The following is a 16,125-nucleotide window of genomic DNA, read 5'->3' as shown; positions in this document are numbered from 1 at the left end:
TGCACAAGCAGGGCAATATGGAGCGCCTTGCCACCGTCATGTATGTGCTGCTGGCCGCCATGCGCAAAACAGCCCTGTGCCTGTGGCCTGTCATGCCCGTGGCCTGCGGCAAGATGCTGGAGCAGCTTGGGCAGCCTGTGCAGGAAAACCTGCCGCCCGTGCCGGTGCTTGAAGAAGAGATGAATAATCTTGATGGTCTTGTGCCGGGTACTGCCGTTGCGGAAGCTTCAAACCTGTTCCCGCGTATTGAGGTAAAAAAAGATCCGGCCGCGGCTGAAAAGGCCAAGGCCGCAAAAGCGCAGGCCAAGGCAGAAAATAAAGCGGCCAGGCAGCAGAAAGCTGACGGCGGCAAGCCGGCGGAGCCATGCGGCGCCTGTGACGACGCGGCGGCTCCGGGCAGGCCCAATATTGACTTTGACCATTTCAAAGCTCTGGACATGCGGGTGGGAACGGTGCTGGTGGCTGAAAAGCACCCCAATGCCGACCGTATCCTGCGGTTGGAAATAGACTTTGGCGAAGGGCAGCCCCGCCAGATACTTTCAGGCCTTGCCGAACATTACGCACCGGAAGCTATGGTAGGAAAGCGGGTTTGCGCTGTGCTCAATCTTGAGCCGCGCAAAATTCGCGGCCTCATGTCGCACGGCATGGTGCTCACGGCCGGGGATGGAAATTCCCTGACGCTGCTTGGCCTTGACGGCAATGTGCCGGACGGCAGCGAAATAGCCTAGGCCACCACGTCAGAGCAGTTTGTTGTAAAACTGCTCTGACAGCTACAGGCAGACAGACTCCCGCCACCATGGCCGGATGCGGCTTCGGCCCTTGCCCGGAGGCTTGCGGCTGAAGGCTGCACCGCTTCAATTACGCTGTTACGCGCTGCGGGGAGAGCCATAAAAACTTTGAGAAACATAGCCCCTCAAAGTTGACGTTTGCTTACGGCCTTTTTGTTTTCTGCCCTGGCCGCAGGCCATCCAAAAGACGCGCGTGCCTTTGACTGCACGGCGTTCAGGGAGCCTGCCTCGTCTTGCCGGTTTGCAGGAAGACGCTTGCCGGGGCAAGGCGGGTTTACTCTGTTTTGACAGTCTCGCTGTTTCTGAAAAGACGCTCCAGAGACATGGCGTCCAGCGGAGTGAGGTTAAAGCGCATACCGGCCTCGTCCAGCAGCAGGGTCAGCCCCTTGCGGGGATCCCGCGCACGTTCTTCGGCCAGGTAAGCGGCGGCTTTTCGCACCAGTTCACTCTGCGGCATTACGGTACTCATGGCGTACGTCCTTTTTTTCACTCATAGCCTGCGGGCCACCTTTTGGCAACGGCTGAACTTCGCACGCTTGTGTATCGGCTGGCGAAGCGGCCGGGCAAACAGCAACTCACCACACGGCACCCATATACGAGGCCAGTTATGGACAATTTGCTCACAGCGTTGATATTGAGCATAGTTGAAGGCTTAACGGAATTCTTACCGGTATCGTCGTCCGGGCATCTCATTCTTGCCGGAGACCTGCTCGGTTTTGTGGGGGAAAAAGCCGCCACATTTGACGTCGTCATCCAGCTTGGCGCTATTATGGCCGTGGTGGTTCTTTACTGGAAGCGCTTCTGGGGTCTTGTGCGGCCACAGCCGTATGCCCGCTTTGCCGGTATGCGCGGCATTATTCTGCTCATGCTTACTTCGCTGCCTGCCTGCATTCTGGGCTTGCTGCTGCACTCCTACATCAAGGAATATCTGTTCCGCCCGGCGACAGTGCTTATCGCCCTTGTAGTGGGGGCCATCTGCATGATCTTTGTGGAAAAGCGCAAGTTCAAGCCCACCTGCATCAGTCTTGACGACATGACCCCACGTCTGGCTCTGGGCATTGGCTGCTTTCAGTGTCTGGCCCTCTGGCCGGGCTTTTCACGCTCGGCGGCCACCATTATGGGGGGGATGCTGCTGGGAGCCAAAAGGCCTCTGGCCGCGGAATATTCCTTTATTGCGGCCGTGCCGATTATGGTTGCCGCCACCGGATACGACCTGCTGAAAAACCTGAGCATGTTCACTGCTGCGGATATTCCCTTTTTTCTGGTAGGCATGATTGGTTCTTTTGTGTCGGCTCTTTTGGCGGTAAAGGTTTTTGTGGCTCTTGTGGGACGGATGACGCTGATTCCTTTTGCCTGCTATCGTTTGCTGATAGCGCCTTTTATATATTATTTTATGGTGAATTGACCGGCAGGCATCCTCCCCCAAAAATACTATTCTGCGCCCGACGGATGAAAAAATGCTGTGTGAGACAAGGCATCTTGTAAAAATTGTGTGCCGTGGGCGAGGAGTCCCCTACAGAATGCTTCGCCGAGATACATTTGTGCTCTTCTGGAAAAGCAGCAGTTTTGAAGCCAAAAAGCGTTACGTAAAGATAAAAATGCAGGAAAAACGAGTAGGCACAGATAATTGGGCAAATTTTGCTTGCCAATCATGACCAAATCTTATATTTAGATCGTCGCGCCGCTTGAGGGCGAACGTACGGCAAGGTAGCTCAGTTGGTTAGAGCATGCGGTTCATACCCGCAGTGTCGGGGGTTCAAATCCCTCCCTTGCTACCAATATTTCATCAAAGAAGTTCAAGGTTGTTCAAAACACCGTGAACTTCTTTGTTTGTGGGGGTCAGGGAGGCAGGGGAGCGGGTTCGCCTGGGATGTTCAAGACTGTCCCGACGCCAGCTCCAAAATGGATGATACGTGGGGTAACAGAGTTCCACGCTGTCGTGAATATGTGCCATCATGCATTGCTGGAGCAAGTAACGCTTCAAATGATTGCTTAACGGTCGGCAAGCCACCCTGCAATCATTTGGCTACAGGCATTTGCCTTCAAATCCTTGTAGAGCATTTCCAGTATGAAATGCTCTAATTATCTGTTGAGTTAGATGACGATGCCGTTTGCCGGTCCGAATACAGGAAAAACAGTCGTCCATAATGGGGCGACTGTTTTTATATAAAAACCCCCGGCAGTTCATCTGCCGGGGGTTTTTGCGGTCTTGAGCTGTCTGGACCCTCCAGACCGTCTGGAGCAGGGGGCTTACGCGCCGATCATAGCCGCATAAGCTTCGCTGTTCATGCAGGCTGCCGCATCGTAGGGCAAGGCTGTGACCCGTAGGAGCCACCCTTCGCCGTAGGGAGCGGTATTAAGCAACTCGGGAGTCGCAGCAAGGGCATCGTTGATGGCGGGCATGATCGCTTCGCTGGTCACTTTTACTGATTCAATGGACGCGCAGGACTGCCCCTGTTCGAATTGGGCTCCCTGTTCTGGCATGTCCACAAAGATGACGCTGCCGAGCTGATCCTGGGCATAGTCGGTAACGCCGATCAGCCAGGAGCCGTCTGCCTGTTCCTGAGCCCAGAGGTGGTCGGCATGGTAAACTCTGTCATTGGGAAAATTCATGATCTCTCCTTGCCCGCAGGCGATTATCCGGCCGTAACGGTTTTTCTGGGCGCATTGATGGCCATGGGTACAATTTCATCCAGCGTGGGGTGGGCAAACATGATTTCGTGCAGCCTGTGCTCATTACAGCCTTCCTTGAGCAGCATCTGCGCCACGGTCACCAGATGCGATACGCCGGCCCCGACGGCCGCGATGCCTTCCATGCGGCCCTCATGCCAGACAACCTTTACAAAACCGGCTGTGCCGCCGCTTGCCTGCGCAATGGGATTCATAGAAAGAGGGGCCTGTGAAACTTCAACGGATTTGCCCTGTTGCAGCAAGGCTGTTGCCGTCTGCCCCACACGCATGATTTCCGTGCTGCCATATACGCATGAAGGCACAGGCCCGGACTCATACGGGCCGTCTGCCTGCCCGAGAATGCGGTGGGCCACATACGCTGCCTGATGTTCGGCGGCATGGGCCAGCAGGGTAATACCGTTGACGTCGCCCACAGCGTAGAGGCCCGACGCGCACTGCAGATTTTCATCTACCTGAGCATATCCTTTGGGATTTTTTGTTCCGCCCATATTTTCCACGCCCAGCCCTTCGGTATTGGGGCTGCGGCCAACGGCCACCAGAGCTTTGGCCGCCGTAATGACTGTTCCGTCCTCAAGGCTGAGCTGGGCTTTACCGTCAACGGTGCGCAGGTCTTTTGCTCTGGTTCCCTCACGGCACGTTATGCCGCTCTTGGTCAGGGCGCGAAGCATTTCTTTGGCAATATCGGCGTCTTCAGTGGGAGCGACATGTGAAGCCGCCTCCACCACTGTGACCTTGCTGCCCATGGCTGAAAAAAAGTCGGCCATTTCAAGACCAATGGCTCCGGCTCCTACAATGATCAGGCTTTCGGGAATGGCAACGGACTGCAACAGGTCTGTGCTGTCCAGTACGCACTGGTGGTCGGGCGCAAGGCCGGGAAAAGCCGCTGACGTAGTGCCGCAAGCCAGGATGACATCGGGGGCGGCTATATCCGTCCGGTCTTCGGCGCAGGCAATCCGCACATGGGCCAATCCTTCCTTGCGTTCCAGGCAGGTTCCGCGTCCTTCAAACAGGGTAACGTCCAATCCTGCCAGGTTTTTGGCAAGCGTCTGGCTTGTTCCTTTGGTGAAACGGCTGACCCGGCCTTGCAGGGCGGTAAAGTCTACCTGCACGTCGCCCTTGACAACCCGCAGACGCTCCTGCGCCCGCAACAGGCTGCCGGGAGCCACTGCGCCAAGCAGCATCTTGGTGGGGATCCAAGCGCTGTTAAGACATGTGGCGCCCCAGTGCCTGTCTTCTATCAGCGCGACTTTTTTTCCGCCCTGTGCCAGAATGCGGGCCGCCGTGGTTCCACCGGGACCTCCGCCTATGATGATCACGTCAAAAGACTGCACGTCTGCCCCCTATTTCGCGATATCAGCTTTGAAAAGAAACTGCCGTGAGGCGGATCGGTAGACGAGCATGTTCTGTTCGGGCAGGGCGTCCAGCCCGCGCATATCCCACGCCATGTCGGGTGTGATGGCGGTGATGACGTAGGGCAGGGTGGGCTGACCGCAGGCTTCGGCCACCATTTGCGCCGCTGCTGCCGCATCGGCCCGTTGAGGCCATGCCCACTGGTCTCCATCAACAGGGTGGGGAACCGCCAGAAAACGGATGATGCCGTCCGGAGACGCCTGCACAAGAGCGATGGTTTTTGCCAGGTCTTCTTTAGAGGGCGCGCCGCCGAAGATACGGCCAGCGGCATTGGCTCCGCCCACAACATTGAGGATGACATGGACATCCTTGATGTGCAGCAGTTTTTCCAGCAGATCCGGCTTGCGCCCGTCCACCTGCAGCCAGACCTGCAGGCCGCCCTTGGCAAGACGGTCAACAAGTATGAGCAGGTTTTCCTCCTGCCCGTCAGGGCAAAGGGAGGGATAGATTCCCGCAATTTTACCGTGGAGCATATCGCTTCTGGTTGCGCAGCATTCCATCTCATGACCGGAAAGCAGGTAGGCGATGATTTCACCGGACCCCTGTTTGATGACGTTGCCGTCATCAAACAGAGGAAATTCCACACCTTCAGGGTTGCGGTAAATGGCCTTGCGGTTGGCGCGGTAGAAGGCGTTGAAGGTCTGCGCATCGGCTTTGAAGTCTACTGTGGCATACTCCAGCCCGCGTTCCGCAAGAAAGCTTTTGACGATCCTGCAGCGAATGCAGTCGGGGGCGGTGTAAAGGGTTATGCTCATGGCAATACTCCTTGGCGGTTTACCGTTAAAGGGTCGCGCGGCGCGAGCAGGCTTTACGCATCTGCTCGCGCCGCGGCCTCAGGAATGTTTATGCTGTTGTTTTAGGCAATGTCCTCAAGGGACTTGCCGCCCGTACGCGCTCCCCATATGGCCAGCACAATGGCGGGGACAACGCAAAGCGCGCTAAAGATATAGAACACGCCGTCAAAGCTGTATGCTGCATACACAACAGGAATGAGAGGTTGTGAAAAAGCGTGCCACGCCCACGACAACCCAGTAATGGCTGACGTTGCCGAATATGGGCGCAAGAATGGCCATGCAGACAAGCATGATGACCAGGGGGATCTTGCGTCCGCCCATATCTGTGAAGGTGCTGGAAGCAAAGAGGCCAAGGGGAACGCCGATGGAAATAAGCGTCGTGGCCATAAGGCACTGTTCAAGAGAAAAGCCGTGCGCCTTGAGCAGGGTGGCTGTCCAGTTGGTCACAACAAAGGTTGCGGGGTTGGTACAGAGCACAATCACCAGAATGACCAGGGTGCGCTTTATGTACTTCTGGCTGATCATGCCCAGCAGCACGTCCTTGATAGGGGGTTTGCTGGTGTTGACCCTGGCGGCTGCCGCGGAAAGGTCTATGTTCATGTGGGTGAGGTCAAGCATGACCGCTTCGGCTTCCTTGATGCGGCCCCGGCTCACAAGCCAGCGGGGCGATTCGTCCAGATATTTCCAGGCGATGAACAGGGCAACATAGCCAATGCCGCCAAGGTAGAAAATATAGCGCCAGGCTTCTTCATGCAGGGGAATGATAATCCGGCAAAGCATGCCGATAACGGGTACGGCGCAAAAGCCTACACCTGCCACAAGGTTTTGCCACTTGCCCCGGCTTTCTGCCGGGGCCATTTCGGCAATATAGGCCTGTGAGCACACCATGAGGCAAAAAACACCAAAGCCCGTGAGTGCGCGTGAGGCCACAAAGATGTGAAAATCGTCAGTAAGCCCGTTGATAATGGAGGCAGTGGAAAACAGCGTAATGGCGATCAGGAACGTTTTGCGACGGCCGATCATGTCAGAAATAAAGCCCCCCGCAAATCCGCCGCAGGTCATCGCAGCAAAATACCAGAAGGTGACCGTGCCGATATCCTTCATGGTCAGCCCCCAGTGCTGCATCAGGGCCGGGGCGATGAAACCGAAGTTCCAGTTATCCATTTGTTCACAAAAATAGGCCACCATTATGATGAAAAATACTGCCTTATGGCGACCGCAGACTTTTAGTCCGTCGAAGTAGTTGTTACTGATTTTTTCTTGGCCGGGCATGGAGTTCCCCTTTTGGCTCTTGTCTGTGCCTGAATTTTTCAGGCTTTTGAAAAAAACATCAACGGGAGAAGGAGGTTGTGCTATTAATAGTTTGTTGGTGGTTTCTTATTGTTGTTAGTGCAACATTTTTGAAAGATTTTTTTCACAAATTTTTAAAAAAGTATATATTTTAAATTGTTATTTACTATTTTTCATTTTTGTTATTTTTGTGAAAAAAAGAGTTATTTGTAAAAAATGTTGCATGGACAACAATATTGAGTCGCAGAACAGGCCATTTCTCTTGTGAAGGTAACGGGAGGTGCAGGAGGCCGCACCAATTTTCACAGGAGGAGAACATGAGGACAATCGGCAAAAAATTGTCCGGCCTGCTGCTTTGCTGCATGGCCGTAGTGATTCCAACCCGCGGCCACGCAATTGACTTCAAGGTCAAAGGGGCTTTTGAAATCGGTTTTGAAACATCCAACGTTGCACCGCTTGGCGTGGGCAGCAATGACAGTTTTCAGGCATTGCAGCGTTTGCGCACGCAGATAGATGCGGTGGCAAGTGAAAATGTGTCGGGCAGTTTGATCATCACTGTGGGTACCGGCGGCCAGTACTGGGGTTCGGCCAAAGATGGGGCAGCATTGGGGGCTGACGGCAACAATGTTGTGGGCTTGCGAGCTGCGTATATTGACTGGCTTGTACCCAAAACTGATGTCAAGGTGCGTATGGGTATGCAACCCATGTTGTTGCCCGGCTTTGTTTCTGACTGGAGTGCCGTGTACGGGCAGTTTTCCGCAGGTGTTACGGTAAACGCCCCTGTATACAAAAATGACGATTTTTCAGTGGGGGCAACGGCGTTCTGGGGCCGTCCCTATAATGATAATTCTCAAAATACACAGGACGGCAGGCTGGACAAAAATTATCTGGACAATCTGGATATTTTTGCACTGGTGCTGCCGGTCAAGGCGGATGGGATTAAAATTTCCCCCTGGGGCATGTATGCCCTTATTGGCGAAAACAGCCTGCGCGGCATTAATGACTATGCTGGTCAGCGCGAACCGGCCATCTATGCCCCGCGCGGCGGGCTTATGCCCGTTCTGGGCAGCGGCATGAATTACTTTCAGACTTTTGAAAAAAACTACCGCAATGCCAACAATACCTGGGGCAACGGCTGGTGGGGCGGCATCACTGTGAACCTGAGCCAGTGGGAACCGTGGGATATCGCGCTTGACGCCACATATGGCTATGTGGATATGGGCGAGCTGCAAAACTACAACCTGTTTGACCCGAAAGGCGCAGGCAAAACTTTTCAGTTACGCCGCGAGGGCTGGTATGCCGCCATGCGCGCAGACTACAAGCTTGACTGGGGTACGCCGGGCATTCTGGCCTGGTACGGCAGCGGCGATGACGATAATCCGTACAATGGCTCAGAGCGTCTGCCAGTTTTCAACTCTCCCTGGCCGGTCACACCGCTGGGATTTGGCGGCGGCTTTTTTGACCTGGATACGTGGAAGGTGCTCGGGCATAACCCTAGTGGGTTGACGGGGTTTGTGGCCAGTGTCAAGGATGTCAGCATCATTGACGACCTCAAGCATACACTCAAATTTGCCTACTTCTGGGGAACCAACAGTGCGGATATGCCCAAAAATGCCAATATGACCTCCTATCCTACCCGGGCAGACGGGCCTATGGCATATCTCACCACCACGGACCACGCCTGGGAAGCCAGCCTTTCCAGTACCTACAAAATCTATGAAAACCTTCATGTGAACCTGGAAGGCGCTTACGTGAACCTTTATCTTGATCCTGACACCTGGCATGGAGTGGAGGATTCACAGTACGAGGATAACTGGCGCGTTTCCGTTTCGTTCCGCTATACGTTCTGATTTCATTGCCACGCATCCAGTTCTTGGGGCAGCGGAGTTTTCCGCTGCCCTTTTTCAGTATGGCTTTAGCCCGTTGAACGCGCCAGCGCGCAAAGCAAAAAACCGCCCGCTATGCGGGGGGGGGCTGATTGGCGGGCAAAGTTTGCAATGCTCTCATTGTTGCCATTTGGGCAGTCTGCGCAGTAGACGGCAGGGGCCTGTCAGAAGCTGCACGCTTCCGACCTCCCTGCATTTCCAACGGAACATTTCCAGAAATTTCAGTTGGCATGCAGTCACGAGAACTGCGCGGCGCAGGCTGCGGGGCCTTCCCCTCTTCGTTCGGGGCAGCCTCCGCGCCGCCGTGCAATGTTATCAGCGAAATCGGCCGGGGATCTGGACAATGGATAGCAAAATACGGTGTAGACCCGCTGTGTTGCAAACGTCTCGGGCATGAGACAGGCATGATTTGAAACGTTAAATGCCCTGGACGGGCTGTGGACACCCCGCCTGTGCTGCCGGTAAATGCAGCTTGGGCCGTTGCTCGAACGGGTTTTTACGGATGAAGAAGGCACGCTATACGCTGGTGTGCCTGTGCGCCATAAAAGCCATAAGGCCCCGGCGGCAGATTCCGGGGCCTTATGGTCATGGAGAGGGTGGCGAAACGATGATGCTTATTCGGTGGCGGCCACGCAGTGTCCCGCGCCGCTGTAGTAGCCGACAGTGCCTTCAACCTTGACGGTAGACATGGCGCCGAAGGGGGCAGCACCAGGCACGCGGAAGTCTTTAACGCTCAGGGGTTCAATGGCCTTTTCTTCCGGCACTTCAGCCTGGGGAACCCAGGAGTAGGGCAGCCGGTAGGCGCGGTAAACCCAGTTCATGGGCAGGCTGATGTGACCCTTGTAGGGGCAGATGTATTCCCACACGATTTCGTGTTCAGCCGTCACTTCAAATACGCGTCCGTCAGAACCTTCGCAGATGAGGGTGTTGCCGTTGGGCAGGCGCTGGGCCGAGCTGATGAAGGGGCTGTAAAAGCGGTAGGCGTCCAGGGGAACGAGGAAGCCCGCTTCATGCGGCGTGTACTGCCACACAATCTTCATGGCCACGGGGTCGATTTCGAGCACGCGGGAATAGTCGCGCTGGGCGGCCTTTACGCCATGGGGTGCACCGGGATTGGGGTTGCCGTAACCGCCCCAGCCGCCGTTGTCGTACACAAGGATATTGCCTTCGCCCGGCAGACCGCGGGGGATCATGTGGGCATGGTGCTGGCCGATAATCCAGCCGATAGCTTTTTCTTCGGGGGTACGGTCGTAATCCGGGCCGAGCTGCCAGACGATTTTACCGGTTTTTTTGTCGAGAATAAGGATGATATTGGTTTCACGGCCGTCAATGATGATATTGTCGGGGTGGAAGCGCGCATCACCGGCGTCAAACCACTTGTTGGGTCCAAGGGTGGACATGGAGTTGACGTGCATCCAGTCGCCCACACCGGGGGCGTTTTCCATAATGGTTCCGCCGCGGAAGTTGGGGTCACGGCACATGGCGTTGCGGGCGGCTTCGGTAAAGCCCATCTCTTCAGCGTGGTCGGCGCAGTTCCACTCCCATACAATGTCGCCGTCCCATGTCACTTCATAGATAACGTCATCGACCAGCATTTTGTCGCTGATATAAGGGTTGACTGTGTTTTTATGGCAAAGGACCAGCGTGTTGCCGGAGTCGATTTTGGGTTCCTGGCCGGGCGCGTAATAGCCGGTGGAGCTGCCTTCGCGCTGGAAGTCGTGGTGCTGGCGGGCCATCCAGCGGCCTTCCATGCCCGGATCCTCGATAAATTCTGCGCGGTCAAATTTCCATACGATATTGCCGTCCCAGTCAATCTGCACGAGGTCAAGCTGGTCCTGAAGGCCATGCTTGGGGTGGCGGGTGCCGGTGCTGCCCATGAGCATGCCCCCGGGGAACATCTTGTTGGGGAAGCCGTGCACGTCTTTCCACATGCGGATTTCGTGGCCGTTCATGCCCAGCAGCAAAGCGCCGTTGTCGGGAGCCTGAATGATCGTAAAGCCGCTCCAGGCTTTTTCAGGGTTGTAAACCGTGACACCGGTAGGGTAGATAGTCGGGTGGCCCATAGGAACCTCCTTTTGGTCGGGCGTTTTTTTGCACAATCTGGCCGTATTGCCTTGGCTGATGCGGGCAGAGAGTCGGTAAAATGCATGGTAGCCCTTGGAGACGGCGGAAAATGTTGTCATTGCAACAATATTCACAAAAAGAGCGCGCTAGTTTGGCGCATCGAAAATAATACTTTTTTACCCTGTTGGCGGTGGACGGCAGAACGACCATGAGATAAGTTTCTCAAGAACGGCGTGGGTTCTCGGTGTTCGTGAAAAAAATGCTGTACCAGCATGAAGTTTGAAGCCGGCAAAACGTGATGCACGCGGAAAACGCGTGCTCTTTTTGTGGCGAGTTTTGCTGTCAGCAAGGGAGGCTTGCCCGGCGGGCATCCCCGGTACTGCCTGAGAGGCACGCTTTCATTGGTCAGACGGCTTGCCATGCCGTTTTTTTATCCGGTCAACGTCTGGCAGGAATATAACCTCTTTCTATAAGGGGAATGCCGTGTCTTTTACAGAATTGGTCAAGCATAACGAATGCTGGCGTGATGTCGTTGCTGGCAGGCCGCGCTTGTGGAAAAAAGGCTATAAATTCGCGGACGACACTGCGCGGATGTATTTTCTGGTCAGCGGCAGGGTTCGCCTGGTGGCCCTGGCGGCCGATGGGGGCGAAAAAACCCTCTGGTATCTGGGCGACGGCTGCTGCTTTAATGAAACGCCGCTTTTTGAAGACAATCAAGAAAAAAGCCTTATCAGGACAGGAGACGCCAGATTTTATCATGAATGCATGGAAAACTGCTATCTGCACGCTTTTACCATGCAGGACGTGAAAAGACTCGGCAAGGAGCAGCCCGAACTGTTGCTCAATCTTTGTCAGAGCTATGCAACCAAGGTGACGCTGCTTTCGCAGCATCTGGTATCTCTGAGTCTGGAATCCCAACTGACCAGGGTGTGCAAATATCTTGCTTCACGCCTTGTTCCCGAGTCTGCGCCCTTGCGGGCCAGACGGGATCTTTCGTATCGGGAGATGGCCGATCTGCTTGGTATGCACCGCATTTCGCTTTACAAGGTTATGCGTCAGGCCCAGGATCAGGGCTTGTGGGATTTTGATAAAAACAGCGATGAAATTGTCATTCTGCAACCATCTGTTTTTTTTGAAGAGGCGCACATCGTGCCGCCTTTGGCCTGAGCTTCACTGACTGTTCGCCTGATAACAACTGCCCCGCAGGCATGCCTGCGGGGCAGTTGTTATCAGGTGTGCCGCCCTGCTTTTTCATCCCAATTTTTTATGTGATTGTTTCCGGCAAAAATATCTGTGCCTCGCTAGCCCGAAAAGCGCTCCTGACATTATGAAAGGGTATTGCTTTCCGTTTGCTTGAGCAGGCTCTTGTGTGCGTACATTCTGGCATCCGCGCGTTTCAGCGTGTTTTGCACATCCTTGTCCTGCCTGGAATCAAACTGGGCCATTCCGTAAGCGAATTCAAGGCGAAAACCGCAGATCTGCATTTTTTGTGTGAGAGAAAACAGGTTTTTCATTTTCTCTTCCAGCTTCTCTGGCGCAAGGTTGTACAGTAGCGAAGCGAATTCATCCCCGCCGATGCGGTATGTTTTTCCAAATGTTATGAGATGGTTTTCCAGCAGGCGGGCCAGAGCACAGATATGAGAGTCACCGGCCGCATGTCCGCCCTGATCATTGACTGTTTTGAGCATATTGATGTCACAGGTCAGTATCATCAGGCCATTTTGCTGTTTTTTTTCATCTATTTCGCGAATTCTTTCTTCAAAGGCATTGCGGTTGAGTGTTCCCGTAAGCAGATCGGTATAGGCCAGTTTTCTGTAAAGCGGCACGGAAAGTTTCCGTAAAAGCCATGTGGTGACTGTAGCCGCCGCCATGGCAAAGCCAATGGAAAAGGCCAGGCAGATCAATGATGAGCGCCGTGCGCTTTCAGCAAAGGAGTTGACGTCAAACTCGATAATCAGCGCGCCGACTGTAATGCCGTTAAGTTTGATGGGTTCACAGGCAGGAATGATTTTGCCCCAGGAGGTGTCCATTACCTTTGTTCCAAGGAATGACTGCCCGTCAAGGCAGATATTTGCCACGGGCGCCACTTCGTCCTCAATGAGGTTTCCCGCCTGGCGAAAATCTTCAGAACCAGACGGTAGCCCGTCAACAACATAGATGGCCCGGCCATCGGCGTTACGCTTTGCTGTATACAGGTAGCGCACGGCCGTGGTCTTACGCACCCCATCAAGAAGGGTCTGCACCCGCTTGTATACGATTTCGTGACTGTCGTCAGGCGTATCGATGTCGGTGACGCTTTGAGGCGGAATACGGCTTAACAACAGGGAAAAAATGGCATCAGAGCGACTCAGTATCCTGTAATTGAGGTCAGAGGAAAGATAGTGGTGGAAAACAAAAACAGTGAATAATGCTGTGGAAAATATAGATGTTATGACCAACAGCAATATTTTCCGCTCTGTTCCGAACAGCGGTTTGGAAACAGGCTTGCTGCTTGTCCGTTTTTTGTATTGACTTTGAAGCATTACTATACCCCATAGTATATCGATGCTACCAGAATGCTAAAATGAATTGTTAGCAATGACAATGTTTTTCCGTCCCCGACGGTGAGCATACCGCGAAATAAAAGACCTCATGCCGAAAAAATCCGGCAGGCTGTACAGTGGGAAAATATGGAAAGGCGAAAATTGTGTGACAGACAGAAAGCTTTTTACCGCCCGCTGTCTGTCACGATCATCTGTTGACGATGATCAGGAGGCGGGCTGCCAGTCCTTGATGCCCACGTCAACGGACGTTATGCCGTTATAGGTATCAAGGCGGGGGGTGTAGGCTACGCGGATGCGCTTGCCAATCATTGATGTTGTCAGCGTTTGGGCCATGCGCCAGGCTTTGGCTGTAAGGATGAGACCGCTCTGTTCGTCCTGAAGGCGCAGACGCACATGTTCACCGCCGCGCCCCAAAGGCGAGCGCTCCTTGACCAGAAGCGGCGGCGAGGCAAAGACCGGTTCGGCGTTGCCCGGGCCAAAAGGCTGAAGCATCTCCAGTTCTTTAAGAAAGCTCTGGTTGCTGGCCTGGGCGAAATCCAGCTGGCATTCCAGTGTCAGGCTGGGGCTGAGGGGATTGGTGCCGAGCTGTTGGGCAACAAAATTTTCAAATTCCGCGCGAAAGCGGGCCAGGTTCTCCAGGGGCAGACGAACGCCCGCGGCCAGCCTGTGACCGCCAAACCCCGAAAGGCTGTTGGCGGTCTGGCATAAACCCGCGTGCAAGTCAAATTCCCGCACAGAACGGCCGGAGCCCTTCAGGCTGCCCTGGTCCTGGCAGAGGATAATGGTGGGCCGGTAAAATTCTTCCACAATTCGCGAGGCCACGATGCCCACGATGCCCGGATGCCAGTCCTGCCCGTACAGAACAAGGCTGGCTCTTGGCTCGCGGGAGAGCATGTCCAGAACCTGGGCGCGGGCCTCGTTATGGATGGTATTTTCCGCCTGTTTGCGTTCGGTATTGAGCTGATCGAGCTGCTGGGCCAGGGGCAAGGCGGCAGAAAAATCTTTTTGCCGTAAAAGGCGCAGGGCCAGCCCCCCATCGCCAATGCGCCCCGCGGCATTGATGCGCGGCACAAGCTGAAAGCTTACCTGCCCGCTGGTGAGCCGTGTTTTGGCGTCCATGCCGCTGGCAACCTTGAGCGCGGCTATGCCCGGGCGGGAAGCGGCGGCAAGATGACCAAGGCCACCACGTACCAGAATGCGGTTTTCGCTGGTCAGGGGCATGATATCGGCCAGCGTACCCAAAGCTACAAGGTCAAGACACTGATCCATTCTGTGCCGCTTGCCCGTGTGCGGAGCCAGAGCCGCGTTAACAGCCCCCATAAGGTAAAAGGCCACGCCCACGCCTGCCAGATGGGGGCAGGGCAGGGAGTCTTCAGCGCACATACGGGGATTGCAAAGGGCGTGAGCCGGGGGCAGATCTTCCTGGGGCAGGTGATGATCGGATACCACAACGGTCATGCCGATCTGCCGCGCATGGCGCACGGCTTCTATATCGGCAATGCCGCAGTCAACAGTGAGCAGTATGCGGCACCCCTGTGCGGCCAGCGCGTCGATTTGCGCCACATTCAGCCCGTAGCCTTCCGTCCTCCGGTCAGGAATATGCCAGAGAGCCTCAATGCCGTGGCTTTCCAGCACGTCCAGCACCAGGGTGGAGGCGGTTATTCCATCCACATCATAGTCGCCCCACACAGCCAGTTTTTTGCCGGCCAGCAGTTCGTCTGCCAGCAGTTGGGCGGCTTCCGGCAGTTGGGGCCAGCGGTGCGGCGGGGTCAGGCTGTCAAGGCGGGCGTCCAGAAAGGCATTGATGGCCTGTTTATGCGCGAAGCCACGCCTCCAGAGCACCTCCAGCAGAAGAGGGGAGATGGAAAGCTCTTCTGCCCAGGAAGCGGGCAGACAGGCGGGACCGTCTGCGGGCGGCGTACGAAAAAGCCAGTTTTTCACGAAACCTCTGGAACCTGCCTGTTTCAGGAGGCGCTGCCGGCGCTCTGGGTTACGGCCTGCAGGGCGGCGCGCACTCCGTCCACCTTGTCGGCGGGTACAAGTTTGTTTTGAATAAGCCAGGCCAGAAATTTGAGTGAAGGTTCATGCCTGGGGGCCAGTTCAAGGGCTCTGAGCAGGTTGTCCACACAACCGTTGAGATCTTTGGTTTCCAGCAGCACCCGCGCAAGGTTCATATAAAGGTTTTCGTCATTCTGGCTCAGTTCCAGGGCGCGCTGGTAATACTCCAGAGACTGCTGCAACATTTTGTTCTTGCGCAGGCTGATGCCAAAGTCGTTGAACAGGTGCTTGTGTTCCGGTTCAAAGGCTCCGTCAAGCTTGACCAGACGCTCAAAAATGTTCTGCGCCTTGTTGGCGTCGCCGCGCTCAAGGTATGTGAGGCCAATGCCGAAGTTGGCGCGTACGTTGTCTTCGTCAATGCCGAGAGCACGGGAGTATTCAAATTCCGCGGTAAAGTTTTCGCCTTTTTCACGATGTTCATCGCCATTGTCAACAGCCCTCTGCATTTCCTGCATTTTGGGATAGACAGAGTTGAGATAAAACTCCGGCTCCGGGGCGAATTTGGCGATAAGCTCGTCCATGGTGATTTTACGCTTGGGGCCGCTGGGCACATAGTTGGTATTGAGGGGCTGGCATTCGATGACGTTGCCGTGCTGCTCAA

At 55.0% G+C, this 16,125-nt stretch carries 14 protein-coding genes and 1 tRNA gene; 5 read left to right on the top strand and 10 right to left on the bottom strand.

Annotated features, from left to right (window positions below; translation table 11 throughout):
• A partial coding sequence (gene metG, locus QZ377_RS09305; protein WP_291440881.1) for a methionine--tRNA ligase subunit beta occupies nt 1-728 on the top strand: 728 nt, incomplete at its 5' end.
• A gap of 334 nt (nt 729-1,062) precedes the next feature.
• On the opposite strand, the gene QZ377_RS09300 is transcribed toward metG, so the two are convergent.
• Entirely contained in the window at nt 1,063-1,257 is a 195-nt protein-coding gene (locus tag QZ377_RS09300) for a hypothetical protein (RefSeq protein WP_291440880.1), read from the bottom strand.
• 138 nt (nt 1,258-1,395) lie between these two features.
• Between QZ377_RS09300 and QZ377_RS09295 the strand changes: the two genes are divergently transcribed.
• On the top strand, nt 1,396-2,193 hold the full coding sequence (locus QZ377_RS09295) for an undecaprenyl-diphosphate phosphatase (RefSeq protein WP_291440879.1): 798 nt from the start codon (nt 1,396-1,398) through the stop codon (nt 2,191-2,193).
• Between the two features lie 296 nt (nt 2,194-2,489).
• A tRNA-Met gene (locus QZ377_RS09290) sits at nt 2,490-2,566 on the top strand.
• Between the two features lie 472 nt (nt 2,567-3,038).
• On the opposite strand, the gene QZ377_RS09285 is transcribed toward QZ377_RS09290, so the two are convergent.
• From QZ377_RS09285 to QZ377_RS09270, 4 genes are all read right to left on the bottom strand, one after another.
• A complete protein-coding gene (locus QZ377_RS09285; protein WP_291440878.1) occupies nt 3,039-3,401 on the bottom strand; it encodes a glycine cleavage system protein H in 363 nt (120 codons plus the stop codon).
• Between the two features lie 23 nt (nt 3,402-3,424).
• Entirely contained in the window at nt 3,425-4,810 is a 1,386-nt protein-coding gene (locus tag QZ377_RS09280; protein WP_291440877.1) for an NAD(P)/FAD-dependent oxidoreductase, read from the bottom strand.
• Nucleotides 4,811-4,819: 9 nt separating this feature from the next.
• A complete protein-coding gene (locus QZ377_RS09275; RefSeq protein WP_291440876.1) occupies nt 4,820-5,644 on the bottom strand; it encodes a hypothetical protein in 825 nt (274 codons plus the stop codon).
• Between the two features lie 204 nt (nt 5,645-5,848).
• Nucleotides 5,849-6,955, bottom strand: a complete 1,107-nt coding sequence (locus tag QZ377_RS09270; RefSeq protein WP_291440875.1) for an MFS transporter — start codon at nt 6,953-6,955, stop codon at nt 5,849-5,851.
• A gap of 335 nt (nt 6,956-7,290) precedes the next feature.
• Between QZ377_RS09270 and QZ377_RS09265 the strand changes: the two genes are divergently transcribed.
• Nucleotides 7,291-8,823: an outer membrane homotrimeric porin gene (locus QZ377_RS09265; RefSeq protein WP_291440874.1), complete on the top strand. Its 1,533-nt coding sequence runs from the start codon at nt 7,291-7,293 to the stop codon at nt 8,821-8,823.
• Nucleotides 8,824-9,473: 650 nt separating this feature from the next.
• Here QZ377_RS09265 and QZ377_RS09260 read toward each other — a convergent pair.
• Entirely contained in the window at nt 9,474-10,922 is a 1,449-nt protein-coding gene (locus tag QZ377_RS09260) for an aryl-sulfate sulfotransferase (protein WP_291440873.1), read from the bottom strand.
• Between the two features lie 131 nt (nt 10,923-11,053).
• Nucleotides 11,054-11,344, bottom strand: coding sequence for a hypothetical protein (locus QZ377_RS09255; protein WP_291440872.1), 291 nt, complete (start codon nt 11,342-11,344; stop codon nt 11,054-11,056).
• Nucleotides 11,345-11,406: 62 nt separating this feature from the next.
• Here QZ377_RS09255 and QZ377_RS09250 point away from each other — a divergent pair, with 62 nt between their 5' ends.
• On the top strand, nt 11,407-12,090 hold the full coding sequence (locus QZ377_RS09250) for a Crp/Fnr family transcriptional regulator (RefSeq protein ID WP_291440871.1): 684 nt from the start codon (nt 11,407-11,409) through the stop codon (nt 12,088-12,090).
• Nucleotides 12,091-12,248: 158 nt separating this feature from the next.
• Here QZ377_RS09250 and QZ377_RS09245 read toward each other — a convergent pair whose 3' ends face one another.
• The 3 genes from QZ377_RS09245 to QZ377_RS09235 form a co-directional block, all read right to left on the bottom strand.
• On the bottom strand, nt 12,249-13,361 hold the full coding sequence (locus tag QZ377_RS09245; RefSeq protein WP_291440870.1) for a GGDEF domain-containing protein: 1,113 nt from the start codon (nt 13,359-13,361) through the stop codon (nt 12,249-12,251).
• A gap of 309 nt (nt 13,362-13,670) precedes the next feature.
• Complete coding sequence (gene recJ, locus QZ377_RS09240) at nt 13,671-15,407, bottom strand: single-stranded-DNA-specific exonuclease RecJ (protein ID WP_291440869.1); 1,737 nt, start codon at nt 15,405-15,407, stop codon at nt 13,671-13,673.
• Between the two features lie 23 nt (nt 15,408-15,430).
• Nucleotides 15,431-16,125 (bottom strand): tetratricopeptide repeat protein (locus QZ377_RS09235; protein WP_291440868.1); only part of this gene is annotated, 695 nt, incomplete at its 5' end.

The sequence above is a fragment of the Desulfovibrio sp. genome (genome assembly GCF_019424165.1).
Taxonomy (GTDB): domain Bacteria; phylum Desulfobacterota; class Desulfovibrionia; order Desulfovibrionales; family Desulfovibrionaceae; genus Desulfovibrio.
This window is presented reverse-complemented; position numbering and strand designations above follow the sequence as displayed.